At 29.3% G+C, this 26456-nt stretch carries 21 protein-coding genes and 1 pseudogene; 20 read left to right on the top strand and 2 right to left on the bottom strand.

The annotated features are described in order from the left end of the window. The 6 genes and pseudogenes from B2W91_RS05050 to B2W91_RS05025 all read left to right on the top strand — a co-directional run. Positions 1-560: pseudogene (locus tag B2W91_RS05050) on the top strand (transposase); the annotation flags it as partial. A gap of 647 nt (positions 561-1207) precedes the next feature. Further along, complete coding sequence (locus tag B2W91_RS05045) at positions 1208-1966, top strand: CPBP family intramembrane glutamic endopeptidase (protein ID WP_291579191.1); 759 nt, start codon at positions 1208-1210, stop codon at positions 1964-1966. A 136-nt stretch (positions 1967-2102) separates the two neighbouring features. Then, positions 2103-3407 carry a Na+/H+ antiporter family protein gene (locus B2W91_RS05040; RefSeq protein ID WP_291579190.1) on the top strand — a complete coding sequence of 435 codons (1305 nt, stop codon included), beginning with the start codon at positions 2103-2105 and terminating at the stop codon, positions 3405-3407. A 326-nt stretch (positions 3408-3733) separates the two neighbouring features. Further along, positions 3734-4630 carry a phosphate butyryltransferase gene (locus B2W91_RS05035; RefSeq protein ID WP_291579189.1) on the top strand — a complete coding sequence of 299 codons (897 nt, stop codon included), beginning with the start codon at positions 3734-3736 and terminating at the stop codon, positions 4628-4630. Between the two features lie 164 nt (positions 4631-4794). Beyond that, entirely contained in the window at positions 4795-6561 is a 1767-nt protein-coding gene (gene iorA, locus B2W91_RS05030; RefSeq protein ID WP_291579188.1) for an indolepyruvate ferredoxin oxidoreductase subunit alpha, read from the top strand. Between the two features lies 1 nt (position 6562). Then, positions 6563-7138, top strand: a complete 576-nt coding sequence (locus B2W91_RS05025) for an indolepyruvate oxidoreductase subunit beta (protein WP_291579187.1) — start codon at positions 6563-6565, stop codon at positions 7136-7138. A 106-nt stretch (positions 7139-7244) separates the two neighbouring features. Here the strand turns inward: B2W91_RS05025 and B2W91_RS05020 are convergent, their stop codons facing one another. Further along, a complete protein-coding gene (locus B2W91_RS05020) occupies positions 7245-7775 on the bottom strand; it encodes a hypothetical protein (protein WP_291579186.1) in 531 nt (176 codons plus the stop codon). Positions 7776-8239: 464 nt separating this feature from the next. Between B2W91_RS05020 and B2W91_RS05015 the strand changes: the two genes are divergently transcribed. Further along, positions 8240-9070, top strand: a complete 831-nt coding sequence (locus B2W91_RS05015) for a hypothetical protein (RefSeq protein ID WP_291579185.1) — start codon at positions 8240-8242, stop codon at positions 9068-9070. A 186-nt stretch (positions 9071-9256) separates the two neighbouring features. On the opposite strand, the gene B2W91_RS05010 is transcribed toward B2W91_RS05015, so the two are convergent. Beyond that, positions 9257-10747 (bottom strand): aminotransferase class I/II-fold pyridoxal phosphate-dependent enzyme, encoded by a 1491-nt coding sequence (locus B2W91_RS05010; protein ID WP_291579184.1) that lies wholly within the window; start codon positions 10745-10747, stop codon positions 9257-9259. Positions 10748-11046: 299 nt separating this feature from the next. Here B2W91_RS05010 and B2W91_RS05005 point away from each other — a divergent pair, with 299 nt between their 5' ends. The 13 genes from B2W91_RS05005 to B2W91_RS04945 all read left to right on the top strand — a co-directional run bounded on the left by B2W91_RS05005 (position 11047) and on the right by B2W91_RS04945 (position 26439). Continuing rightward, the gene (locus tag B2W91_RS05005; RefSeq protein ID WP_291579183.1) at positions 11047-12111 is read left to right on the top strand and encodes a tetratricopeptide repeat protein; all 1065 of its coding nucleotides are present in this window, start codon (positions 11047-11049) and stop codon (positions 12109-12111) included. 375 nt (positions 12112-12486) lie between these two features. After that, complete coding sequence (locus B2W91_RS05000; RefSeq protein ID WP_291579182.1) at positions 12487-14328, top strand: polysaccharide biosynthesis protein; 1842 nt, start codon at positions 12487-12489, stop codon at positions 14326-14328. 25 nt (positions 14329-14353) lie between these two features. Continuing rightward, positions 14354-15457: a DegT/DnrJ/EryC1/StrS family aminotransferase gene (locus tag B2W91_RS04995; protein ID WP_291579181.1), complete on the top strand. Its 1104-nt coding sequence runs from the start codon at positions 14354-14356 to the stop codon at positions 15455-15457. Between the two features lie 46 nt (positions 15458-15503). Beyond that, on the top strand, positions 15504-16823 hold the full coding sequence (locus B2W91_RS04990) for a nucleotide sugar dehydrogenase (RefSeq protein ID WP_291579180.1): 1320 nt from the start codon (positions 15504-15506) through the stop codon (positions 16821-16823). Positions 16824-16948: 125 nt separating this feature from the next. Next, positions 16949-18055 (top strand): Gfo/Idh/MocA family protein, encoded by a 1107-nt coding sequence (locus B2W91_RS04985; RefSeq protein ID WP_291579179.1) that lies wholly within the window; start codon positions 16949-16951, stop codon positions 18053-18055. 21 nt (positions 18056-18076) lie between these two features. Continuing rightward, on the top strand, positions 18077-18817 hold the full coding sequence (locus B2W91_RS04980; RefSeq protein WP_291579178.1) for an acyltransferase: 741 nt from the start codon (positions 18077-18079) through the stop codon (positions 18815-18817). A 107-nt stretch (positions 18818-18924) separates the two neighbouring features. Continuing rightward, the gene (locus B2W91_RS04975; protein ID WP_291579177.1) at positions 18925-20028 is read left to right on the top strand and encodes a glycosyltransferase family 4 protein; all 1104 of its coding nucleotides are present in this window, start codon (positions 18925-18927) and stop codon (positions 20026-20028) included. 29 nt (positions 20029-20057) lie between these two features. Next, positions 20058-21236, top strand: coding sequence for a glycosyltransferase (locus B2W91_RS04970; protein WP_291579176.1), 1179 nt, complete (start codon positions 20058-20060; stop codon positions 21234-21236). 58 nt (positions 21237-21294) lie between these two features. Then, entirely contained in the window at positions 21295-22329 is a 1035-nt protein-coding gene (locus tag B2W91_RS04965) for a glycosyltransferase family 2 protein (protein ID WP_291579175.1), read from the top strand. Between the two features lie 25 nt (positions 22330-22354). Then, complete coding sequence (locus B2W91_RS04960; protein ID WP_291579174.1) at positions 22355-23530, top strand: DegT/DnrJ/EryC1/StrS family aminotransferase; 1176 nt, start codon at positions 22355-22357, stop codon at positions 23528-23530. A gap of 117 nt (positions 23531-23647) precedes the next feature. Continuing rightward, positions 23648-24898: an O-antigen ligase family protein gene (locus B2W91_RS04955; protein ID WP_291579173.1), complete on the top strand. Its 1251-nt coding sequence runs from the start codon at positions 23648-23650 to the stop codon at positions 24896-24898. A 164-nt stretch (positions 24899-25062) separates the two neighbouring features. Continuing rightward, positions 25063-25716 (top strand): sugar transferase, encoded by a 654-nt coding sequence (locus tag B2W91_RS04950; RefSeq protein WP_291579172.1) that lies wholly within the window; start codon positions 25063-25065, stop codon positions 25714-25716. A 12-nt stretch (positions 25717-25728) separates the two neighbouring features. Further along, positions 25729-26439, top strand: coding sequence for a WecB/TagA/CpsF family glycosyltransferase (locus B2W91_RS04945; protein ID WP_291579171.1), 711 nt, complete (start codon positions 25729-25731; stop codon positions 26437-26439). Positions 26440-26456: the final 17 nt, after the last annotated feature.

Here is a 26456-nt window from a genome sequence, read left to right as displayed (position 1 = left end):
ATAGAAATCCAGTAGATATAAAGGAATACAAAGAAAAGCCAGAAGAATACACATATTCAAGTTTATCATTATATCTAGGATTAGAAAAAAACAGATTTAATCTTTGTAATGAAGAATATATAATGAGTTTCTTTGGTAGGAGAAAAAGGAGGGCAAGAGAGAACTATTATAAAACTATGTTTAATGTAGAAAAAGAAAAACTTAAAGAAATGGAATTTGAAAATGATAAATCAGAATATAGAAGTGAAAAAATTATCTTATTTAGAAATTGTTCAGAAGAGGAAATAAGTAATTTTGTCTGTGAGAAGACAGGGGTTAAACAGATAGAGTTAAAATTAAAACATAGAAGAGAAAGTAGAGAAGCAAAGGCTATATATGTAATGCTTTTAACTCAGTTTAGCGGTAAAAGTCAAAAAGAAATATGTAAAACACTAGAGAATATAACACAGTCTAATGTATCTATGCTTTGCAAATATGGAGTAGAATTGATAATTAAAGATAAATTTTACAGAACTATACTAGATGAATTAATAGATTTGAACACTCAGAAAATAGCATAATAGTTTAAAATAAAATTTTTTATACATTACTTGTATATATGTATACATAAAATAGGACAAGCTAAGAATAGAATAAGTATCTCAATTATTAAAATACATAATTATTTCCAAATTATCTTTCTATATTATCATTTTTAAGGGACGGTTCATAGTTATATTAAATTTATGAACATATTTTATATCATTTTAAGGGACAGTTCATAATTATATCTAATTAGAATTATGCCCTAGACAAGATTGTAGTACTTTTATAGAAATAAAATGAACCGTCCCTTAGATAGAGAGTTTAACAAAAATGAATTTTTTGTTGATTTTCTGTATAGGGGGTATATTAAGTAGTATATTTTATGTTAATATAATAATATATAAATTTAATTTCATAGAGATAGAAAAATTGTAGTTTTATTTTGTAGGTAATTATCTTTTGAAAAATTAGAAATAATAATCAGAATATTTAGTTAATTTTGGAAATATATATGTAATACTTTATAAAAAGCATGTAATTAGGTAATTTAGCAATAGTAGTCTGACTAGATGATTTTATTGAGTTTGAATAATGAAAATAGGGAGGATTTATAATTAAAATAAACAATTATAAGCCTTTGTGTAAATTTATTCCAATAATCATGGTGACTTTACTTTTATTTTTGAGATTTCCTTTTGCATTTGCAGTTATTTTTAAAATAATACCTTTAGATAATGATATAATGAATAGCATTTTTACAAACGGTACTTATTTATTAACTTCTATTTTGATAATATATGAAAGAAAAAAATTATCACAATTTAATTTTACATTCTTTTCTATGATATTATTTACTATAATGCCTATGATAGGTTTTTTAAGCACCATTTCTGCTGATAACTCTCAGCAAATACAATATAATCTACAATATAATTTTCTTGATTGTATAACTTTAATTATGGCAATATTCTTATTAATATTATTAATTAATCACAAATTTTCATTACCAAAGAAAAGCCTAAAGAAAGTAATTGTTGAATTAATAGTTTCTATTATAGTAGGGATTGGAGTTAGCTTTTTAATAACTGAATTCAAGTCCATTGATAAACTAGGATATATAAAAATTTCTCAATTGTTGCCAGTAACTTTGTTTCAGTTTAACTATGCTGCAATTAGTGAAGAGCCACTTTTTAGAGGATTTATTTGGGGTTATTTACGGAAGTTTCAATGGAAAGAATCATGGATCTTAATATTTCAATCCTCAATATTTATGTTAGGTCATATTTATTATTTAGGCAGTTATCCTATATTTGTTTTTATAAGGACATTTATTGCTGCCTTTGTTTTAGGAATAATTGTTTGGAAATCTCGCTCTATAGCAAATAGTATGGTTGCCCATAGTATTATCAATTCGCTTTCTCAGTTTATAGAACATTTATAGGCATATAATTATGAAGAAGAAAGTTAATTATCATAGAAGATTAATTTAGTATCTTTTATGTTAGTTATATTAAGTATTCAAATGTTAAAACTTAGTAAATAGCGAGTATATTTACAAATTAAAGGGGGTTTTTATTATGATATTATTAAATCCAGTATTTATTTCTGTTATGGTTATGATAGTTTTATGTCTTTTTAAGCTCAATGTACTGATAGCCATTTTAATTTCTGCAATTGTTGCAGGGGTATCATCAGGAATGAGCATAGGTGAGGCTATGGGGGTCCTTATAGGAGGAATGGGAGGAAACTCACAAACAGCTTTGAGTTATATTTTATTGGGAGCTTTAGCTGTTGCAGTAAATGAGGTAGGACTAGCAAACATACTAGCAAAGAAAATATCTAATATAGTTAAAGATAAGAAAATAGCATTTGTTTTATTAATAGCTCTTATAAGCTGTTTCTCACAAAACTTAATACCAGTTCATATAGCATTTATTCCTATTTTAATTCCTTCATTGATAATATTAATGAATAAATTAAAAATTGATAGAAGAGGGGTTGCTTGTGCTTTAACCTTTGGATTAAAGGCACCATATATAACTTTGCCCATTGGATTTGGACTTATATTCCATAACATTATAAAAGATGAAATGATATCAAATGGGCTAAATGTTACGAATAGCATGATTACGAAAGTTATGTGGATTCCAGGATTAGGAATGCTTTTAGGTCTATTAATAGCTGTGTTTATTTCTTACAGAAAGCCAAGAGAATATAAAGATATTTCTATAGAAGGATTAGTACAAGAAACAGAAGATATAAAAATGACTTCAAAGCATTGGTTTGCTCTTTTAGCAGCAATATCTGCTTTTGCTGTTCAAATTCTTACAGGGTCACTTCCATTAGGAGGATTATGTGCTTTAATTGTATTATTTATAACTAGAGCAATTAAATTGAGTGATATTGACAATCTTATGGATGGTGGCATTAGAATGATGGGATTCATAGCTTTTGTAATGCTAGTAGCCGCAGGATATGGGGAAGTATTAAGGCAAACTGGTGCAGTTGATGCATTAGTAGCAGCGGTAGCTGGCATGGTTGGAGGAAGTAAATTAATAGGAGCACTATTGATGCTTTTAGTTGGGCTATTAGTTACTATGGGTATAGGAAGTTCTTTTGGGACTATTCCAATTATAGCAGCTATATACTGCCCACTAGGAGTAAGTTTAGGATTTAGCATACCAGCTATAGTTGTTCTGATAGGTGTTGCAGGAGCTTTAGGGGATGCTGGTTCACCTGCATCAGATAGTACTCTTGGACCAACATCAGGGCTAAATGTAGACGGTCAACATGATCACATTTGGGATACCTGTGTACCTACATTCTTACATTACAATATACCACTATTAATTTTTGCTACTATAGCAGCAATGATATTGTAAATTTACTTATATAATCAAAAAAAGTTTTTAATATGAAAATTTATCAGAAAAACGTGATTTATTCACGTTTTTTTGATATAAAAAAATATTATATGCACTTTAGCTGCTGAAATTGACAAAATATTTTAAATCTTTATACTTAAATTAAGAATAAATTTTTAAGTTTTTATGACATAGTATTCTATGCAAAAAAATTTTCAACATTAATTTATTTAAAAAGTCATATGCTTTAATGGAGTTGACCAAAGATAATTTTACAATCTTACTTTAGGCATCTTCAAAAAATAGGGGGCTATATAAAGAATTTGTTATCTAAGGAGGAATTTATGATTAAAAAATTAGAGCAAATAATTGAAAAGGCAAAGCTTGGAGAGAGAAAGACCCTTGCAATTGCAGTTGCACAGGATAAAGTTGTTTTAGAAGCGGCAGTACAAGCTGTTAGAGAAAATATAGTTAATGTTATATTAGTTGGGGATAAGGAAAAAATTCAAGCGATTGCTGTAGAAGGTAACTTAGATTTAACTGGATTTGAAATTGTTGATGAAAAGGATATCAAAAAAGCAGCAGCAAAATCAGTAGAGTTAGTTTCAACAGGGAAGGCGCATTTCTTAATGAAGGGTATGCTAGGTACCTCTGATTTACTAAAGGCAGTCTTAAATAAGGAAGCAGGATTAAAAACAAGTAATTTATTATCTCATGTTATGCTCTATGATGTTCCTAGTTATCATAAATTGCTATTTTTAACTGATGGAGGAATGGTGCCATACCCAGAGCTTCAAGATAAGGTTGGAATAATTAATAATGCAGTAAAAATTGCTCATGCTTTAGATATAGAATGTCCAAATGTAGGAGTCATTTGTGCAGTTGAAGTAGTAAACCCTAGTATGCAAGCAACATTAGATGCAGCAGCATTAGCTTCAATGAATAAAAGAGGACAAATAAAAGGATGCATAATTGATGGTCCATTAGCTTTAGATAATGCTATTTCTAAGGAGGCAGCAGCACATAAAGGAATTATTAGTGATGTAGCAGGAGAAGCAGACATATTGCTTGTTCCAAGTATTGAAGCAGGAAATTTCTTAGGGAAGTCATTGACTTATTTTGCAAAAGCTGAAAGTGCAGGAGTAATTGTAGGAGCAAAATGCCCCGTAGTGTTGGTATCAAGGGCGGATAGTGCTAAGTCTAAATTATACTCAATAGCTCTTGGGGCAACATTAGTTTAATTATAAATTTGCAAGTTATTTCATGTATTTTAAAGATAAAACTTACTATGAAAAATTAATTTATTTAAAGTAAACTAATTAAAAACTCATTATTTTAATTAGCTTTTATAAAAGTTAAATTCCAAATACGTAACAGATATTATGGGGAATATGGAGGGGAAGATATGAAAAAAGTTATTATGACTGGAAATGAGGCAATAGCAAGAGGTGCTTATGAAGCAGGTTGCCATGTTGCTTCTGCTTATCCAGGTACGCCAAGTACAGAAATCTTAGAAAACTTTGCAACTTATGAAGGTGTCTATGCTGAATGGGCTCCAAATGAAAAAGTTGGTTTTGAGGTTGCAGCAGGAGCTTCAATAGGAGGGGCTAGAGCTTTAACTACAATGAAACATGTTGGGCTAAATGTGGCTGCTGATCCATTATTTACAATGGCATATGAAGGTGTAAATGGAGGGCTTGTTGTAGTTACAGCTGATGACCCAGGAATGCATTCATCTCAAAATGAACAAGATAACAGATTTTACGCTCCACATGCTAAAGTAGCAATGTTAGAACCGTCAGATTCTCAAGAATGTTTAGATTTTGTGAAAAAAGCTTATGAAATTAGTGAAGAATTTGATACTTTAGTATTATTTAGAGTTACAACAAGAATTTCTCACTCTAAAACTATTGTAGAATCAGGTGAAAAACAAGAAATTGCAGTAAAACCTTATGAAAAAAATATAAGAAAATATATAATGACTCCAGGACATTCTAAATTAAAACATTATGAAGTTGAAGAAAGATTAGAGAAGTTAAGAAAATATTCAAATAGCTGCGAGCTAAATAGAATTGAGATTGGAGATACTAAAATAGGAATAATAACCAGCGGTGTTTCCTATCAGTATTGTAAAGAAGTATTTGGTGATAATGCTTCATATTTAAAGATTGGAATGAGTTATCCACTGCCAGATGAAATGATAAAAGAATTTTCATCTAAGGTAGAAAACATATATGTAGTAGAAGAAAATGATCCATATTTAGAAAATGCAGTTAAAGTGCTAGGCATTAACTGCAAAGGTAAAGAAATAATACCGATTTGTGATGAGTTAAATCCAGATATAATTAGAAAAGCTATTTTAGGTGATGTTAATGAGGTTAAATATTCAGTAGATGTAAGACCACCTTCAAGACCACCAGTATTATGCCCAGGATGCCCACATAGAGGAATATTCTATGCAGTATCTAAATATAAAGATGTAATAGCTGCAAATGATATAGGTTGCTATACTTTAGGTATGAATGCGCCTCTTAATGTAGCGGATACAGTAATTTGTATGGGTGCTTCAATTTCTGGTGGAATAGGAATTGAAAGGGCTTCAATGATAGCGAAGAGAGAAGATAAAAAGGTATTTTCATTTATAGGAGATTCAACTTTCTTCCACTCAGGAGTTACAGGTCTTATAAACTCAGTTTACAATAATACTCCAATAGCAACCGTAATTTTAGACAATAGAATTACAGGAATGACAGGGCATCAAGAGAATCCAGGAACAGGAAAAACTCTTCAGAATAATCCTGCTCCTATGATTGATATTGAAGATTTAGTACTTGCTTGTGGAGTTAAAAAAGAAAATATAAGAGTTGTTGACCCTTATAAATTAGAAGAAACAAATAAAGCAGTGGAAGAAGCACATAAAAGCAAAGAGCCTTTTGTAATAATTACAAAACAACCTTGTGCATTAATAAAAGAAGTATTAAAGGCAAGAGCAGATTTGAGTTGTAGAGTAAATCAAGATACTTGTAGAAAATGCAAAATGTGCTTAAAAACAGGCTGTCCGGCTCTTAAATTCCAAGATGGTATAGTGTCAATAGATGAATCTATGTGTAATGGCTGTGAGTTATGTAAGCAAGTTTGTCCATTTAAAGCTATAGAGAAGGTTGGTGAATAATATGAAGGAAGTTAAAAATATATTATTTATTGGTGTAGGTGGTCAAGGTACTATATTAGCTTCGAAAATATTATCAGAAGGATTGTTAAGACATGGCTATGATGTAAAGATGTCTGAAGTTCATGGAATGGCACAAAGAGGTGGAAGCGTTACCACTCAAGTAAGGTTTGGTGAAAAAGTATATTCACCATTAATTGAAAAAGGAAAAGCTGATGCTATAGTTGCATTTGAAAAAAGTGAAGCTTTAAGAGCACTTCCTTATTTAAAAGAGGGTGGACACCTTGTAGTAAATGATTATGAAATTCATCCTGTACCAGTATTAATAGGAGCTGAGAAGTATCCAGAGGGTGTAATAGAATCTTTAAAAGAAAAAGTGGAAAATCTAGTGACTTTAAATGCTGCAAAAATTGCTGAAGATCTTGGAAATATAAAAGCACAAAATGTAGTGTTATTAGGTGCATTATTAAAAGCGTTAAATCTTGATGAGATAGATTGGGAAGATGTAGTTTCAAGTTTAGTTCCATCAAAGGCAATAGAGTTAAATAAACAAGCTTTAAAAGCAGGTATGGAAGCTTAAGACTAAAAGCCTAGCTCTTTATAATAGAGCTAGGCTTTTAATTTAATAATATATTATCATAAGACAAGGTTTTTATAAAATCTACTGTCTTATAACAATTAAAATATTAAGAAATTTGTACTACGGATAGAGTGCTTTTTTCAATTATAATTTCTTCAGATGGGAAATTGGTAACTAAAATTTCAACTCTATCACCTGTAGTCAATTTTGTTATGATCGATTTTAAGAAAGGTAGACGTATTGGTGATTTAGCTACTAATTGGCCAAAAAAGAAAGTACCTTCAGTTATAGGAGAACCGTTTATACTAATAGTTCCATTGAGTGGACCAGCAAAAAGTGATAGTAAAGTAATTTCATCAATACTTGGAAATAGCACTATCATATTAAGCTGTATTTCATATATTCCATCTCGAGCTATTATTATATTTGGAAGATTTATAGTTACATCATTTGACTCTGGTAAGAAAGCATTAAAGGGAATTTGAATATACTTGCCACCAGGCTGAAAAGTTAATATAAAAGGTTCAGTAATATAGATTAAACCTAGGGCAGTCTTAATTTTAGAAGCATGAGAATTGTTCTGGGCAGTATGATTTAGAGATTCCTCAGAGTCTTTATAATTAAAATATTCTTTCATAATAATTGTACCCTTTAAACTTATTTATGGATTAATTTGCTTTCTATTTAAGAGAGAAACTTTCAAATTAGGTATGTTCAAAAGCTAGCTAATATGCTTTATTTTGCTTAAATTTAATTAAGCGATAATATTAATAATCTATATCATATAATTTATAATATGAAAAAAATAATATATTGATTATGTAAAAAATTTATAAATCTATAATAATTTTATGGTATTATAATACTAATACATATCAAGTTTAAAATTAATATATGAAGATAGTTGATATTTTTTTAAGGTATAATTAGAACTAGTTTGTTTTTAAAGTTATGATCTATCTCTCTTTTTAATAAGTTCTAATTGTTAATTATAGGATTTTTCAAAATATTTGTTATAATATACATATAACTTTTAACTTATAGAAATTTGAATTTTATATTAGGGCATAGATTTTATATACATAACAGGAGGAGTTTAAGATGTCAATATATGCAGCGCCATCAAAGGAATTAATCATAAAGCTAAAACCTTACAAAAAATCTACAGAAGATATTAAAGTTTCTAAACCTGCTATGCTTCATGATAGATTGTTTAGAGAAGTGGTCTTTTTTAAAAAGTTTTTTAAAAAATTTAGTAGTGAACCAGAGTGCTATATGTACATAGATGAAAATGATAATATAATTGAAGATAAGTTTTTGTGTGAAAGATTAGGTAAATTATTTTACTATATGGACATATATTTAAATGAGGAACCAGGAAGTGTTTTGTCAGCACTTCAAAGTGAAGGAGAAGTAAACAAAGATAAAAATGATTATGAAAAAATGATTCTTGGACTAGAGCTAATTAAGAAAAAAGAACCAGAAAATATTGATAATGTTCTTCAGATTATGAAAAAATTGCCTGAACTTAGAAATAAGAACAATGAAAAATTAGAAATTTTAAAAGATGCCATAGAAGAGCAAAAACTTAAGCATGAGTACTTTAATGAAATGATGGTAGAGGTTCTTCAACCCTATTATAGAGATGTTCTAGCTGTTAACTATGAGAAGATACTTCTGATAGGTAAAGGAGCAGAGTTCTATGGTGATATTAAAAGAAAAGCAGAGAAAAGAAGAAGAAACTCTAAATTTCTATTTAATACTAAACATACAGAACATCTGATGAAAGTTCATTACACTATGGGATATTATCAAAACCTATTAAGAGCTTATGGTAATGTAGTAAGCATGAATTATAATCAATATATAAAGTTAGTTGACAATGCTGGAAAAAGAGTAGCAGAAGAAAAAATGCAACATATAAGGCAATAGAGAATTTTGGATGTTTATTATTTAATGAACATCTTTAATCTTATTTCCTTTAAAAGATATTAAAATACTTTTAATTAAAATAACCCCTAACAATAATTTGCTAGGGGTTAATAAAATATCATATAAAAATTAATTCTATTACAATAAAGTTTTAATTAATTGTTTACTAAGTCAAGAATGCAGAGCTTAAGTAACATCTATGTAAACAGCATCCTCTTCCTTAACAACTTTTATATATTCAACTTCAGGATCTTCTGTACCTTGAACGTATAATCCTGTATCTTTAAGTTTTTGTACGTAATCCACTATTTCTTGAGTTATTTTTTCACCTGGACATAGCACTGGTATTCCTGGCGGATATGCCATTAGGAATTCTCCACTTATCATTCCTACGCTACTTGAAAGTTTAACAGAAGTTTTTACGCTGTTAAAGGCCTCATTTGGTATTTGTAGTTGTTCTGGAATTTGAGGGATATCTATAAAGTCAGCCTTTTTACTTCCTTTTCCATAATACTCAGCACTTATTTCTCTCAATGCTTTAAATAATCTTTCCATGCCATCCATTGTATCTCCAAAAGAACCAACTATTAAAACATTGTATAAGTCGGATAACTCCATTTGGATATGATATTTATTTGATAAAATCATATCAAGATCGTATCCTGTTATCCCTAAATCTCTACAAGTTATAGTAATCTTTGTTGGATCAAATGCGTAGGCACCGGGCTTATCTAATATTTCTTCTCCAAAACAGTAGAAGCCAGGAATTTTATTAATCTCTTCACGTACATAATTGCATAATTCAATTGTTTTATCTAGTAATTCTTTACCTTCTAATGCAATTTGTCTTCTTGCTGTATCTAAAGATGCCATTAAAATATATGATGGCGATGTTGTGTGCATTAAGTTAAGGACTTGTTTAACTCTTGGAATACTAACACGCTTTGAACGAACTTGTAATAATGAACCTTGAGTTAATGCACCTATTATCTTATGTGTACTTTGAGCACAGATATCCGCTCCTGCTTCCATAGCGGAAACTGGAAGTTTTTCATTGAAATTTAGATGAGGACCATGCGCTTCATCCACAATAAGTGGTATGTCATAAGAGTGAACGATATCAGCTATTTCTTTTATATCTGTAGCAACACCATAATAAGTCGGGTTTATTATTAAAACCGCTTTAGCATCTGGGTTTTCTTTTAATGCATTTTCAACAGTTTCAGGAGAAACTCCATTTGCTATACCTAACTTTTTATCTAACTCTGGTTGCATGTACACTGGAATAGCACCAGCTAAAATTATTCCTCCTGTAATTGACTTATGTACATTTCTAGGAATAATAATTTTATCTCCGGCTCCTACTACTGAAAGTATCATAGCTTGAATTGCACCTGAAGTTCCATGAACAGAGAAAAAACAAGCATCAGAACCATAAGCGTCAGCAGCAAGTTCTTGAGCCTTTTTTATTGGGCCAGTTGGATGATGATAACTATCCACTAGTTTAAATACTGTAACATCAATTTTAAAAGGATTTTCACCCATAAAATCTTTAAACTCTTTATCAACACCTACACCTTTTTTATGACCTGGTACGTGAAAAGGCAGAGTGTCTCTGTTAACATACTCCATTAGGGCATCAAATAATGGAGTTTCATTTTGATTTAACTTATACAATGCAGTATCCCTTCTTTCTACAATAATTTCCTTGTGTTATAAGATTAAATCTTATCATTCGTTCAATTTCATTTAAAACAAATTAATTATAAGACAATAATATGTTAAATGCAATAGATTTTAAGGCTTTATGCTAGTGAAATACAGATAATAATAGAAATTCCCAATATTTAAATATTTTAAAAGTTATATTAAATTTGATATAATATTTAAATACTGAGATTTAATGAAACAAATAACAAATATAATTATTTTGATTTGTTTCTATATTACTAATATGTTTATTAGGATGGTGGATTATGAGTATAGAAAGTTATTTATTAGAAAAATTATCTAAAGTGTTGTTTTTAGAAATAAAAAAAGGAAGTAAAATCAATAATTTTACTTTTGAGGACAATACTTATTTACCAGTGAGAAGTGAAGCAATTGTAGAAAAAACTAAAGTTGGAGATAATCTTAAAGATATACCTATAAATTTATTTATAGAAGGTATGTTTTATGTATTAGGTAGTGATAAGAATTTTAAATTTAATAAAACCTATGAAAATTTAATAAAAAGCATTCCAGATAGTTTAAAGCTTATAAAAAGTGTAATATTTAGAGAAATTAAAGAAGAAAAGTACGAAGATGCGTATGTATTAATAAGAGGACTTATATCCGTAGAAGATGCAAAAGACAACTATAATAAGGCTTTACTATTAGTAGATGAAATAAGAAAGAAAAATTCATTATTTAAAGAAGAAGAATTAAATTTGATAGAAGATGCAAAAAACATATCATATTTTGCAACTCCATATCTATATGAAGCTATTATTAAAAGAGATGATAAGGAGTTAGAAGAAGCCTTGTTTTCTATTAATCAATACATTGCATTAGATGGAGAAAAGACTGATGATGTAATAGAATTTAAAGCATCATTAGAGATGGTTACAAGCTATGATAAAGCAAAAGAAATGGTATATGAATCTCCAAAAGAAGCATTAGAAATATTATTACCATTATTAGAACAATTAGGAGATAGTGCAGAAATATATTATTATATAGCAATAGCTTATAGAGTACTTGAGAACTATGAGAAGGCAATATATTATTTAAATGATTCAATAACTATAAGCAGTGATTATGTAGAAGTTATAAATGAATTTGGAATTAATTATGCATGTCTAGGAAATTATGAAGCTGCTATAAAGTACTTTAGAAGTGCTTTTGAAGCTACAAAGTCGGTAGAAATATGTACAAATTTAATAATGTGTTATTTAAATATAGGAGATAACACTCAAGCTAAGATTCATTTTGATATAGCAAAAAAACTTGATCCTAATGATGAAGTATTGAAGGATATAGAAAAATACTTAAAAAATTAAGAAGAAAGAATTATCGTTATTTCCTTTTTATGATGAAAGTTAGAATAGTTTTAAAAAGCAATCATGGTAACTTTTCTTGCATGGTAACTTTTCTTGAAAAATTATTTTTAAAATTAATTTCAATCATAAAAGCTAATTAAACATTGGTTTAAATAGCTTTAGCTTAGAATAAATTTATTTATTTAATAGATTCTAATGAAATAATGTCTAAAGTCCTCGCAAATATCTTGTAAAAAAGTAGCATTTTCTATATAAATTTAAAGTAGATAGTGGTAAAATGGCTGTAAAGGTCTAAAAAAAATATTGATTTATTATTAAAATGTTGTAAAATGATAAATGGATTTGAACTTAATAAAAGGCTTAGGAAGTGAAATTATGCAAACAGATAAGAGAATAGTTTTAGTAGATATCTTATTTATAGTTCTATCATTATATATAGCCTTATTTTTAAAATTTGATTTTAATATCCCTCGTAATTATTGGGTGTTTTTTCAACTATCAGTAGTACCAGTAATTATATTTACAGTTTTCTTTAATAAGTTGTTTAAATTATATGACAATATATGGAAGTATGCTTCTATAGAGGAGCTATTTTCTATAGTATATTCTATAACTTTAACCAATATTGTATTCATATTTTATAGTTATTTTATTAGTCATACATTTTTAAGAAGTCCTTATTATAGATTTCCTTGGACTATGCATATAATATTTTGGCTATTAAGTGTGCTTAGCTTAGGTGGATTTAGATTCTTATTAAGGATTATCGAAAATAAAGATAACACAGAATTAAAATGCAAAAATATGATAAATGTACTTGTTATTGGAGCTGGTGACGCAGGTGCTTTAATAATTAAAGAAATTAAAAAGCATGCTGATTTAAACTACAATATAATTGGTTTTATTGATGATGATAGTGAAAAAAAAGGAAAACGTATAAATGGTATTAAAATATTAGGCGGTAGGAAAGATATAATTGAGATATGTGAAGACTATGATGTTAAAGAAATAATATTAACAATGCCCTCATCAGACTTAAAAACTAAAACAGAAATACTTAATATATGCAAACAAACAAAGTGTAAGCTTAAGACAGTTCCAGGCATATATGAATTAATTGATGGTAATATTAATATTTCTCAACTTAGAGATGTTAATATAGAAGACCTTTTAGGAAGAGATCCTATAAAACTTAACAATGAAAATATAGATAAATATATTAAGGATAAAGTTATATTAGTAACTGGTGGTGGTGGATCCATTGGTTCAGAACTATGCAGACAAATAGCGAAGTTCAATCCTAAATTACTTGTAATATTAGATATTTATGAAAACAATGCTTATGATTTAGAAATGGAATTTAACAGAATTAATCCACAGCTTAAAAAGAAAGTAATTATAGCTTCTGTAAGAGATATAAAAAGATTAAGAGATGTTTTTGAAACTTATAAACCAGATGTGGTTTTCCATGCAGCTGCACATAAGCATGTGCCTCTTATGGAAAATAACCCAACGGAGGCAATAAAAAACAATATTATTGGTACTTATAATGTGGTAAAATGTAGTGATGAATTTAAAGTTAAAAGATTTGTTCAAATAAGTACTGATAAGGCTGTTAATCCTACAAATGTAATGGGAGCTACAAAAAGATTTTGCGAGCTTATTATACAAGCTTTTGATAAGCAGAGTGAAACAGAATATGTAGCTGTTAGATTTGGAAATGTACTTGGAAGTAATGGTTCTGTTATACCAATATTTAAAAATCAGATTTCCAGTGGAGGGCCTGTAACAGTTACTCATCCTGAAATAAATAGATTTTTTATGACAATACCTGAAGCAGCACAATTAGTTATACAAGCAGGTGGTATGGCTGAAGGTGGAGAAATTTTTGTGCTTGATATGGGTAAACCAGTTAAAATGGTAGATCTGGCTAGAGATTTAATAAGTCTTTCTGGATATAAACCGGATGTAGATATAAAAATAGAATATATAGGTTTAAGACCAGGAGAAAAATTATACGAAGAGTTATTAATGGATGAAGTTGCACTAACATCTACAGAGCATAAAAAAATTTTTGTAGAAAAGCCAATAGGTACTGATATTGAATATATCGAAAAATCTATTGAGGAGTTTAGAGCATTAAAAGATAAAAGTAAAGAAGAGATTATAAAATTGTTGGAAGAAAAAGTGCCAACATATAAAAGAAAACAAAATTAAGTTATAAACTAAGGAGAAAATGATTATGAAGATTAGTTTATTAGATTTGCATGCTCAGTATAGAACTATAGAAAATGAAGTAAATGAAGCAATAAAAAATGTATTAGAGTCTTCAACATTTATAATGGGACCTAATGTAAAGGAATTAGAAAGTGAAATAGCTAAGTTTACAGGTGTTAAGAACGGAATAGCTGTAGCTAATGGTACAGATGCATTAATGCTTACATTAAAAGCATTAGATATTAAAGAAGGAGATGAAGTTATCACAACTCCATTTACATTCTTTGCTTCAGCTGAAACTACATCTGTTGTGGGTGCAATACCTGTATTTGCTGATATAAAAGAGGATACATTATGTATAGATCCAGATAGTATTGAAAAATATATAACTGAGAAAACAAAAGCTATTATACCAGTTCACATTTTTGGACAAATGTGTGATATGGATAGAATAATGGAAATTGCTAATAAGCATAACTTATATGTTATAGAAGATGCCTGCCAAGCTATAGGAGCAGAGTATAAAGAAAAAAGAGCAGGATCAATAGGTCATGTGTCATGCTATTCATTTTTCCCAACTAAGAACTTAGGTGCTTATGGAGATGCAGGAATGGTTGTTACAAATGATGATGAAATAGCTGATAAAATTAGATTGCTAAGAGCTCATGGTAGCAAGGTTAAATACTATCATACAGCTATAGGACACAACTCTAGACTTGATGAAATGCAAGCAGCGATTTTAAGAGTAAAATTAAAATATATAGCAAAATGGAATAGTGAAAGAAATAAAAAAGCTCATATATATAATGAACTATTAAAAGATTTAGACTTAGTAACTCCAACTGAAAAAGAAGAAAATTATCATGTATATCATATGTATGTTGTTCAATCTCCTAAGAGAGATGAAATAATAGCACATTTAAAAGCAAATGGAGTTTCAACAGGAATCTATTATCCGGTACCTGTTCATGTTCAAGATGTATATAAGCATTTAGGATATACTGAAGGAAATTTCCCTGTATCAGAAGAGGCGTGCACTAAGACTTTTGCATTGCCATTATATCCTGAAATAACATTAGAACAACAACAATATGTAGTTGATAAGATAAAAGAATTCTTTGGTAAATAGAAAATTATAACAAAAGTAGTCTAATTTTAAATTAGGAGGAAATAAGATGTCAGAGCAATTAAGAGAAGAATTATTACTAAAATTAAAGAATAGAACTGCTAAATTAGGGGTAGTTGGACTTGGATATGTAGGATTACCATTAGCAGTTGAAAAAGCTAAAGCTGGTTATGAAGTAATTGGATTTGATGTTCAAGATAAAAAAGTTAAAATGGTGAATGAAGGACGTAACTACATAGGAGACGTTGTTGATTCAGATTTAGAAAAGCTAGTAAAAGAAGGAAAATTAAAGGCAACAACTGATTTTAGTTTTGTGGCTGATGTTGATACAGTTTGCATAGCTGTTCCAACACCATTAGATCTATATAAACAGCCAGATCTATCATATGTAGTAAGCTCAACTAAAGATGTTGCTAAATACCTACATAAAGGAATGTTAGTAGTTCTTGAAAGTACAACTTATCCAGGAACGACTGAAGAAGTTATAAAGCCAATACTTGAAGAAACAGGATTAAAATGTGGAGAAGACTTTTTCTTAGCATTTTCACCTGAAAGAGTTGACCCAGGTAATAAGGATTTCAACACTAAAAATACTCCTAAAGTTGTTGGTGGATGTACACAAGAATGTACTGAAATTGCTGCCCAATTATACAGAAATGTTTTAGAGGGAGAAATAATGGAAGTTTCATCACCAGCAGTTGCTGAGATGGAAAAAATTCTTGAGAATACATTTAGAAACATAAATATAGGATTAGCAAATGAAATGGCTATATTATGTAAGAGAATGGGAATAGATGTTTGGGAAGTTATAGATGCAGCTAAAACTAAACCATATGGATTTATGGCATTTTATCCAGGTCCAGGATTAGGTGGACATTGCATACCTCTTGATCCATTTTATCTAGAGTGGAAAGCAAAAGAATATGATTACCATACAAAACTAATAGAAACTTCAGGTATAATTAATGATTATATGCCAGAGTTTGTTATTGAAAATATAATGAATTTATTAAATGGTGATAAAAAAGCATTAAATGGTTCAAAAGTACTACTTATGGGAGCAGCTTATAAAAAGGATATAGATGATATGAGAGAATCTCCAACTCTTAAGGTTATAGAACTATTAGAGAAAAAAGGAGCAGAAGTTATTGTAAATGATCCATATATACCATCATTTAAACATAAAGGAAAAGAGTATGTTTCTGTAGTATGGGAAAATGAAATCAAAAATGCTGACATAGTGGTTATTACTACTGACCATAGCTGCTACGACTACGAAAGTATAGTTGAAAAAGCAAATCTATTATATGATACAAGAAATGCAACTAAAAATGTTAAAAATAATAGAGAAAAGATAAATAAACTATAATTGTTTTAAATTATAATAAATATTTAGCTAGCTTTAAGTTAGTATGTAAAACTATGGCATGCAATAATTATACTAGATGTAATTTTGCATGCCTAAATTGTAATTACATTTGATGAGGTGAAGATATGAATAAATTTAAATTTGCTATTATAGGATGCGGAAGAATTTCTTATAAAGGCGTTGAGGCTATAATTAATAATAAAGAGGAAGCTGTACTTGTTGCAACTTGTGACGTTTTAGAAGAAAAGGCTATAGAGAAAAAAGAAGAATACATAAAAGGTATAGGCAGTGACTGTGATGTTAAAGTTTATACTGACTATAAAGAAATGTTAAGTAATGAAGACATAGATATAGTTTACATAGCAACAGAAAGTGGATATCATCCTGAAATAGCTATATACTGCATGAATAATGGAAAGCATGTAATTTGTGAAAAGCCAATGGCACTTTCAACAAAGGATGCAGATGATATGATAGCCGTAGCGAAGAAAAATAATGTTAAACTTAGTGTAAGTCATCAAAATAGATTTAATGCTCCAATTCAAAAGCTTAGAGGCGCAATAGAAGGCAATAGATTTGGTAGATTAGTAAATGGTACTGCAAGAATACTTTGGAATAGAAATATGGGATACTATCAGCAAGCACCTTGGAGAGGTACATGGGAATTAGATGGCGGTACATTAATGAATCAATGCATCCATAATATAGACTTATTACAATGGATGATGGGTGGAGAAGTAGACACTGTTTATGCTCAATGTGATACTTTCCTAAGAGATATAGATGCTGAAGACTTTGGTGCTATAGTTATAAGATTTAAAAATGGTGCTATAGGAATAGTAGAAGGAACAGCTTGTGTATTCCCTAAAAATTTAGAGGAGACATTAAGTATATTTGGTGAAAGTGGAACAGTTTGCATTGGTGGGCTTGCAGTTAATAACATAGAGACTTGGAAGTTTGAAGATAATATGGAAGAAGAAGCTGATCTTCTTAAGAATCAAGAGGGTGATCCTGATACAGTTTATGGATTTGGACACACATCATTGTTTAAGAATGTAATTAATGCAATAAATAATAATACTGAACCATTAATAAATGGTGAAGAAGGTAAAAAAGCTATGGAAATTATTCTTGCAGCTTATAAATCAAGACTTACTGGATTACCAGTTAAATTCCCAATGGGTGATTTCTCAACTCTAGAAATGAAAGACGTAGAAAAAATAAAAAAATAGTTTTAGAAAGTGAGAGAAATTATGAATTATATTTCAGAAAAAAGCAAGCTAGGTTCTAATGTTACTATAGGTAAATTTTCAGTTATTGAGGATGATGTTACTATAGGAGATAACTGTATAATAGGACATAATGTAGTTATACATAGTGGTACAATTATAGAAAATGATGTAAGAATTGATGATAACACTATTATAGGAAAATTGCCTATGAGAGGTGTAAACAGCATATTTAAAGATGAAGAAAAACTACCTCCATCAAAAATTTCTTCTCAATGTTTAATTGGTGCTTCAGTTATAATTTATGCTGGTGCAACTATAGGAGAAAAAACTCTTATAGCAGATAGTGCTACAATAAGAGAAAATGTTTCTATAGGAGAAAAAACTATAATAGGAAGAGGCACAACAATAGAGAACTTTTGTAGTGTAGGTAGCAATTGTAAAATACAAACCAATGTATATTTAACTGCTTATTCAGAGGTTGAAGATTACGTATTTATAGCACCTTGTGTTACAACTTCAAACGACAACTATGCTGCCCGTTCTAAAGAGAGATTTGGGAAGTTTAAAGGGGTAACAGTTAAAAAAGGTGGAAGAATAGGTGCAGGTGCTGTAATCCTTCCAGGAAAGACGATATATGAAGATGGCTTTGTAGCAGCAGGTGCTCTTGTTACTAAAGATGTAGAAAGAGGAAAAATAGTTGCTGGGAGTCCAGCTAAAGTATTTAGAGATGTACCAAAGGAACAATTATTGGAAAATCAATAATTGTTTATTGTGAATTATTGAGATTTATTCAAATCCCTTAGTAAATTTATTTTGCTAAGGGATAGTAATATAATAGAAAGATTTTAATTGCATAAAGGAGGGGAAATATGACTAAGGTTTGTCATATTACAACTGCTCATCCTGTTTTTGATAATAGAATATTTCACAAGCAGTGTAAAACGCTAGCAAATGCAGGTTTTGAAGTATATTTAATTGCAACTCATGATAAAAAGGAAACTGTTGATGGAGTAAACATAGTTCCGCTACCTAAAAGTAGTAGTAGAATGGAGAGAATGTTTAAGAAGAAGAAGTTAGCTTATGAATTAGCATTATCAGTAAATGCAGATATATACCATTTTCATGATCCTGAGTTAATTTCATTAGGAATAAAATTAAAAAGAGAAGGTAAAAAAGTCATATATGATGTTCATGAGGATGTGCCTAATCAAATTTTAGATAAAGAGTGGTTAGGGCCTAAATTCGTCAGAAAAATTGTATCTAAAAGTTTTAATATATTTGAAAAAAATAATGCTGAAAAATTTGACGCAGTTGTAACTGTAATACCAGAAATTGAAAAGAAATTTTATAAGAATTATAGAACTATAGTAGTTGGAAATGTACCTTCATTAGAAGTTATAGATAAATCAGACCCTAAAACTTTAGAGAATGGTAAGTTTAATGTCATATGTGCCAGTGGGCTTACAAGAATTAGAGGAATAAAAGAGCTTATAGAATCTATAGGATTACTTAAAGGAGAAGCAAGATTAATTCTTTTAGGGGCTTTTGATGATAAGGTTTTTGAAGATGAATGTAGAAGCCTTGAAGGATGGAAGTATACTGATTATTTAGGTAGAGTATCTGTAAATGAAGTATATTCCTATATGAAATCTAGTGATTTAGGTATGTGTACACTTCATCCAGCAGCAAATTATGTAGTAAGCTGGCCTACTAAAGCCTTTGAATATATGGCTTGTGGGTTACCTATGATAATTTCAGATTTTCCTTACTGGAAAAGTGTTTTTAAAGATGGTGCTACATATGTAAATCCACAAGATCCTAATGAAATAGCTGAAAATATTAAGTTTTATATGGAAAATCCTGATTTAATTAGTAAGATAGGAAATAAAAATAGAAAACTTATAGAACAGGTTTATTCTTGGGAAGTGGAGAAATTAAAGCTTCTAGAACTTTACAATAAACTAATAGAATAATTTTTATAAAATGTATGGGGAGATGTAGAATGAAAGTTTTAGTTATATCTCATATGTATCCTAATACTATGAATGAGATGGCAGGAATATTTGTTCATAAACAGGTAAGGGCTTTAATGGATGAGGGATGTGAAGTAAAGGTTGTATCCCCTATTCCTATGGCTCCTTTTCCGCTAGGATTAATAAGTAGTAAGTGGAAAAAATATAGTGAGATACCTAAGAATAGAGTATTAGAAGATGTAGAGATATGCCATCCTAGATATTTAGAGTTTCCAAAAGGAATTTTATTTTCTAAATCTGGATATTTCATGGCTAGGGGTATCAAGAGAACTGTTAAGAAAATTATAAATGAATTTAAACCAGATATAATTCATTCTCATGTAGCCCTACCAGATGGTTTTGCAACTATGATGATAAATAAAGAGTTTAAAATTCCTCATGTAACTACTATTCATGGTCAAGATTTTCAACAGACTATTTACAGAAGTGTAGATTGCAAAGAGAAGCTATTTAGGGTATTAAATAGCTGTGATAGAGTAGTAACTGTAAGTAATAAGTTAAAAAATGTTGTAAGTGAAGAAGAATTTTATGAAAAAATTGAGGTTATACATAATGGAGTGGAGATACAAAGCTTACCTTCTATAGAAGATGGAAATAAAGAATATATTGAAATTTTAAGTGCTGGTAATCTATTAAAGGCAAAAGGAATAGATTTAAATATTAGGGCTTTAAAGACCTTAATGGAGAAACATGAAAATTTAATATATACTGTTATTGGTGACGGAGTTGAAAGAGCCAATTTAGAAGCACTGTGTGAGGAACTTAACATAAAAGAAAAAGTTAATTTTCTAGGTAGACTTTCTCATAGCGATACTATGGAACATATGAGAAAATGTGATATTTTTTCTATGCCTAGTTATAGAGAAGGTTTTGGAGTGGTATATATTGAAGCTATGTCTTTTGGAAAACCAATAATTGGAGTGAAAGGTGAAGGCATTAATGATATAATAGAAGATGGTTTTAATGGAATGTTAGCTGAACCTAAAGATGTTTATTCACTGATGGATAAGTTAGATAAGCTTATTAGTGATAAAAATCTCAGAGAAGTTATTGGCAAGAGGGCACAAGAAAAGGTCATAAATGAATGTACATGGATAAGTAATGCAAAAAAGAGTTTAATGCTTTATAATAAGCTTTTACAAAAATAATTACAGTAAATTTTTTCATTAAATTATAATAGCGCATTACTAATTAAGGAGTGATATATTGAATCAGACAGAGAAGACAAAGGTTTCAATAGTAATTCCCTGTAGAAATGAAGAAAAATATATAGGTGAATGTCTGCAATCGATGGTAGATCAAAGCTATGGAATTGAAAATATTGAGGTATTGGTCTGTGATGGATGTTCAGAGGATAATACTCAAAAAATTATAAATGAATTTAATTCAAAATACCCTCAAGTTAAATTAGTATTAAATGAAAAAAGAGTTGCTCCATCTGCTATGAATTTAGGAATTAAGAGAGCAGAAGGGGAAATAATTATAATTTTTGGTGCACATGCTTATATGGACAAAGACTATGTGAAGTTTTGTGTAGAAAAATTAAATAATGATGAAAGTTTAGCTTGCGTTGGGGGAAAAATAATTAATATTAGTGAAAATGGTATTGCTAAAGCAATTTCATTAGCAATGGCTTCTCCTTTTGGAGTGGGCAATGCATTATTTAGATTTTCTGATAAAGAACAGTATGTAGATACTGTTGCTTTTGGTGCTTACAAAAAGAAAATTTTTGATGAAATTGGATTGTTTGATGAAGAGTTTGTAAGAAATCAAGATGATGAATTAAACTTTAGAGTGACTCAAAGTGGAAATAAGATTTTATTATCACCAGATATAATATCTCATTATTATACAAGAGGATCTTTCTCTAAGCTTTGGAGACAGTATTATCAATATGGATTTTGGAAGGTAAGAGTAATTCAAAAACATAAAAAACCAGCATCAATAAGACATTTAATTCCTGTATTATTTGTAATAAGTATGATATTAGGAATAGGGTTAAGTCCCTTCTTTAAATTTGCAAGATATGGTTTTGCAGCAGAATTATTAGCGTACTTTTTAGGTGCCTTTACTTTTGCGTTTAAAACATCAAAGGATAATTTAAAATATGTTCCTCAAGTAATGTTAACCTTTTTTATACTACATCTAAGCTACGGAAGTGGATTTTTAGAAGGAATATTTGTTTTTTTACTATTTAAATCAAAAAAGAGTATAGAAAAGAATATTAAAACATCGAGGTAGATATATTTTAGAGGAGTGAAGAATAATGTCAAAAACTGAAGTTAGAAAGACTTTCTTACCTTATGCATTACCATTAATTGGAGAAGATGATATAAATGAGGTTGTAGATGCCCTAAAATCGGGATGGGTTGCAAAAGGACCTAGAACTATAGAAATGGAAAAAAAATTTGCAGAATATACAGGAGCTAAGCATGCCATTGCTATGAACTCAGCTACAGCAGCATTACACATAGCTTTAGTAGCTAATGGAGTGGGACCAGGAGATGAAATAATAACAACACCTATGACTTTTTCAGCTTCTGCAAATACTATAATACATACTGGTGCAACACCGGTTTTTGTGGATGTTGATCCAGTTACTTTCTGCATAGACCCAGATAAAATAGAAGAAAAAATGACAGAAAGAACTAAAGGTATAGTACCAGTTCATTATACAGGTCACGCTTGTGATATGGATAAAATATGGGAGATAGCAAAAAAACATAATTTATTTGTATCAGAGGATGCCGCGCATGCTGTAGATACTAAATATAAAGGAAAAAGAATTGGTGCAGAAGGACAATGTGCATCTTTTAGCTTTTATGCTACTAAAAACATTTGTACTGGAGAAGGCGGAATGCTTACAACTAATGATGATGAAATAGCAGAAAAAGCTAGAATATTATCAAGTCATGGTATGAGCAAAGCAGCATGGAACAGATATGGAAAAGGTGGTTCATGGAGATACGATATAGAATATCCAGGATACAAATATAATATGTTTGACATACAAGCAGCACTAGGATTAAGACAACTTGATAAAATAGATGATATGCAAAACAGAAGAATAGAAATTGCAAAGGCATACAATGATGCTTTTGGAGATATGAAGGAAATTACAATTCCAGTGACTAAAGATTACTGTGATCATGCATGGCATTTATATGTTATTGAATTAAACCTAGATGAATTAACTATTGATAGGGATAAATTTATAGAAGAACTAGCAGAAGAAAATATAGGAACAAGTGTACATTTCATACCTGTACATTTAATGTCTTATTATAAAAATGAATTTGGATATAAAGAAGGAGATTTCCCAGTGACAGAAAGTCACTTTAATAAAATTTTATCTTTGCCATTATATCCAAAAATGTCTGATGAAGATATAGAAGATGTAATATATGCAGTTAAGAGAATTGTAGATAAATATAAAAAATAATTCTTTAAAATGTCCCTTACATTTAGTAGGGGGCACTTTTAAACAAGGTATCTTTAGAAAAAATAATTGTTTTTTCTAAAAAACTAAGAGATTTTAAGTTATAAAGTTGGTGTTTAAATGAGTATTATGTCACAGGTAATATATTTTTTAATATGTACTTACATAGTAGTACTTCCACTAATTAGTGAAAGTATGGGAAGATTTAGCAAAATTTCTGATGTAATATTAATATTAATATTACTACTTTATATTATTAACATGCTTTTATCTTCAGAAAATAGAAAAAAGCTTTGGGGAAATTTAAAAGATTTCTTTTCATCACTTTTAGGAATATCCATGGTATTGCTATCATTTATTATGATATTGTCTATTTCTTATGCTACAGAAAAAGGGCTATCAATTATGGAGACTTTTAGATTTATAACTTATATTGGTCTTATATTTATAATAAAATATGAGGCTAATAGTAAAGAGAGAATTAGAACCATAATTAGATGTTTTTTGTTCACCACAACTTTACTTTGTATTTTTGGAGTAATTCAATACTTCACTGGAGTAGGATTAAATGAGAAATTTACAGGTTTAGAAACTAGCGGTACAGTAGTAAGAATTACCTCTACTATGCAAAATCCTAATGGATTTGGAGCATATTTAGTATTAGCTTTTTTCCCTATTATGATGTTAAGTTTTAGTACAAAAAATAATAGGCTTAGAGGATTTTATATAATTCTATCTTTACTTGTATTAATTAATTTATTGCTTACCGCCTCTAGAAACTCAATTATAGGCCTTGTAATTGGATTTGTAGTTTTAGGAATTTTGTATAGCTATAAATTTTTATTCTTATTTTTACTTGGAATACCTATATTTTTATTTGATAAATCTCTTTTATCAAGGTTTACAAATATTACAGAAGAAATCCTTAATGGACCTAGGGTGAAGCTATGGCAAATTGCGAGAATGATGATAAAAGAACATCCTATATTAGGAGTAGGAAATGGGAACTATGTATCATTATATGATGAATATGTTAAAAAATATCCCCAATATAAATATCCTGACTACCATAGATTTAGTAGTCACAACTCTTATTTAAAAGTACAAAGTGAGCTTGGTATATTTGGTATAGCACTATTTATATCTACATTAGTAGCTTCAATTAGAACTATAATAGGAGTGTATAAGAAATCAAAAGATAAGTATTATAAATTTTTTTATATGGGATTTATGGCATCAGCCATAGGATTTTTACTTATGAATATGCTTGATAATTTATTTTTTTCACCACAAACAACAACTTATTTTTGGGTATTTATAGGATTAGGAGAGGCTATATTATTGCAGTTTAGAAAGCATAAAGTATCTTAATAATTAAAGGTTAGGCATGTAAAATAACTATTCGAAATATAGAATAAATGTTTTGCTAATAGTGAGGAGATTAGTGAAATATATAACCACAGTATGAGCAAAATATGTAAATATAGAGAGTAGTTACTTATTTATTAATGCCTTATTAAATGGAGGAAATGTTAATGCATAATAATGACATTAGAATAGATGTTTATAGTGAGATTAAAGGTAGATCTATACAATTTGCAATTAAGAGATTAATGGATATAATATTCTCTTTAATAGGTATAATTATTTTATCTCCAATATTCTTGATACTTATTATATGGATCAAACTTGATTCTAAAGGACCAGCATTTTTTAAGCAAGTTAGAGTTGGAAAAGATGGAAAGAACTTCACAATATATAAATTTAGAACTATGGTGGTTTCAGCAGAAGCTAAAAGAGAATTAGAAATTGATCCAAGCAATATGGATAATTTTGTATTTCAAAGCAGATCAGATAATAGAGTGACTAAAGCAGGGGCTTTTTTACGAAAAACTAGCTTAGACGAAATACCACAATTGTTCAATGTTTTATTTGGACATATGAGCTTAATAGGTCCTAGGCCAGAAATACCTGATGTAGTTAAATATTACCCGGAAAATTATTATCAAAGACTTTTGGTACTGCCTGGAATAACAGGATTAGCGCAGGTAAATGGAAGAGGAGAAATTGAACTTGGAAAAACTATATATTATGATTTAACATATATAAAAAACTTTTCATTATGGTTAGATATAAAAATACTTTTTCAAACAGTGGTAAAGGTATTTAAGAGTGAGGGAGCTTTTTAATTGGAGGATCTAATGGGTATAGAATTATTAAATTACACTATATTTTCGGGATCTAAAAAAGAACTAATTGATTATGTAGTGCAAAAAGATAAAGTAAATATTATTTCTGGTAATCCAGAAATATTGAATTTGGGACTAACAAATGAAACTTTATTTAGAAGTTTTACTGATAATAATTCTGTAATTATACCAGATGGTATAGGTACAGTAATAGCTTCTAAACTGGTTAAAACTCCTGTAAGGGAAAAAATAGCTGGCATTGAAGTTATGGAAGAATTAATTAAGCATTGTGAGGCTCAGGAAAAGCCAGAATATCTTTTAGGAACTTCACAAGAAAATTTAGATGGATGTATAAATAAATTAAAAATAAAATATCCTAAAATAAACATTGTAGGTAGCCATAATGGATATTTTGATATGAGTAATTGTGATCATATTGTAGAGGATATTAAAAATAAAAATCCTTATGCATTATTTATAGCTATGGGCGCTCCTAGGCAAGAAAATTTTATAATAAGATATATGGAAGAACTTCTNNCATTTATGGGTGTAGGAGGCAGTTTTGACGTTATTTCAGGTAAAGTCAACAGAGCCCCTAAGTGGATGATAAATTTAGGCCTTGAATGGCTTCATAGGACAATAAAAGAGCCTTCAAGGGTTAAGAGATTAGGTGAAATACCTAAATTCCTTTATAGAGTAAATAAGGCAGCTGAAAGGGAATAATAGATTAAAGATGTTAG

Source organism: Clostridium sp. UBA6640, assembly GCF_002455975.1.
Taxonomy (GTDB): Bacteria; Bacillota; Clostridia; order Clostridiales; family Clostridiaceae; genus Clostridium_J.
Note: the sequence above shows the minus strand (reverse complement) of the source record. Positions and strands in the feature narration are given on the sequence as shown.

What these genes read in the sequence shown, in the direction of transcription:
- B2W91_RS05015 (WP_291579185.1), top strand. Translation starts at nt 8,240, where the DNA reads ATGTCAATATATGCAGCGCCATCAAAGGAATTAATCATAAAGCTAAAA.
- B2W91_RS04995 (WP_291579181.1), top strand. Translation starts at nt 14,354, where the DNA reads ATGAAGATTAGTTTATTAGATTTGCATGCTCAGTATAGAACTATAGAA.
- B2W91_RS05040 (WP_291579190.1), top strand. Translation starts at nt 2,103, where the DNA reads ATGATATTATTAAATCCAGTATTTATTTCTGTTATGGTTATGATAGTT.
- B2W91_RS04950 (WP_291579172.1), top strand. Translation starts at nt 25,063, where the DNA reads ATGCATAATAATGACATTAGAATAGATGTTTATAGTGAGATTAAAGGT.
- B2W91_RS04975 (WP_291579177.1), top strand. Translation starts at nt 18,925, where the DNA reads ATGACTAAGGTTTGTCATATTACAACTGCTCATCCTGTTTTTGATAAT.
- B2W91_RS05005 (WP_291579183.1), top strand. Translation starts at nt 11,047, where the DNA reads ATGAGTATAGAAAGTTATTTATTAGAAAAATTATCTAAAGTGTTGTTT.
- B2W91_RS04985 (WP_291579179.1), top strand. Translation starts at nt 16,949, where the DNA reads ATGAATAAATTTAAATTTGCTATTATAGGATGCGGAAGAATTTCTTAT.
- B2W91_RS04955 (WP_291579173.1), top strand. Translation starts at nt 23,648, where the DNA reads ATGAGTATTATGTCACAGGTAATATATTTTTTAATATGTACTTACATA.
- iorA (WP_291579188.1), top strand. Translation starts at nt 4,795, where the DNA reads ATGAAAAAAGTTATTATGACTGGAAATGAGGCAATAGCAAGAGGTGCT.
- B2W91_RS05000 (WP_291579182.1), top strand. Translation starts at nt 12,487, where the DNA reads ATGCAAACAGATAAGAGAATAGTTTTAGTAGATATCTTATTTATAGTT.
- B2W91_RS04960 (WP_291579174.1), top strand. Translation starts at nt 22,355, where the DNA reads ATGTCAAAAACTGAAGTTAGAAAGACTTTCTTACCTTATGCATTACCA.
- B2W91_RS04970 (WP_291579176.1), top strand. Translation starts at nt 20,058, where the DNA reads ATGAAAGTTTTAGTTATATCTCATATGTATCCTAATACTATGAATGAG.
- B2W91_RS04990 (WP_291579180.1), top strand. Translation starts at nt 15,504, where the DNA reads ATGTCAGAGCAATTAAGAGAAGAATTATTACTAAAATTAAAGAATAGA.
- B2W91_RS05025 (WP_291579187.1), top strand. Translation starts at nt 6,563, where the DNA reads ATGAAGGAAGTTAAAAATATATTATTTATTGGTGTAGGTGGTCAAGGT.
- B2W91_RS05035 (WP_291579189.1), top strand. Translation starts at nt 3,734, where the DNA reads ATGATTAAAAAATTAGAGCAAATAATTGAAAAGGCAAAGCTTGGAGAG.
- B2W91_RS04980 (WP_291579178.1), top strand. Translation starts at nt 18,077, where the DNA reads ATGAATTATATTTCAGAAAAAAGCAAGCTAGGTTCTAATGTTACTATA.
- B2W91_RS05020 (WP_291579186.1), bottom strand. Translation starts at nt 7,775, where the DNA reads ATGAAAGAATATTTTAATTATAAAGACTCTGAGGAATCTCTAAATCAT.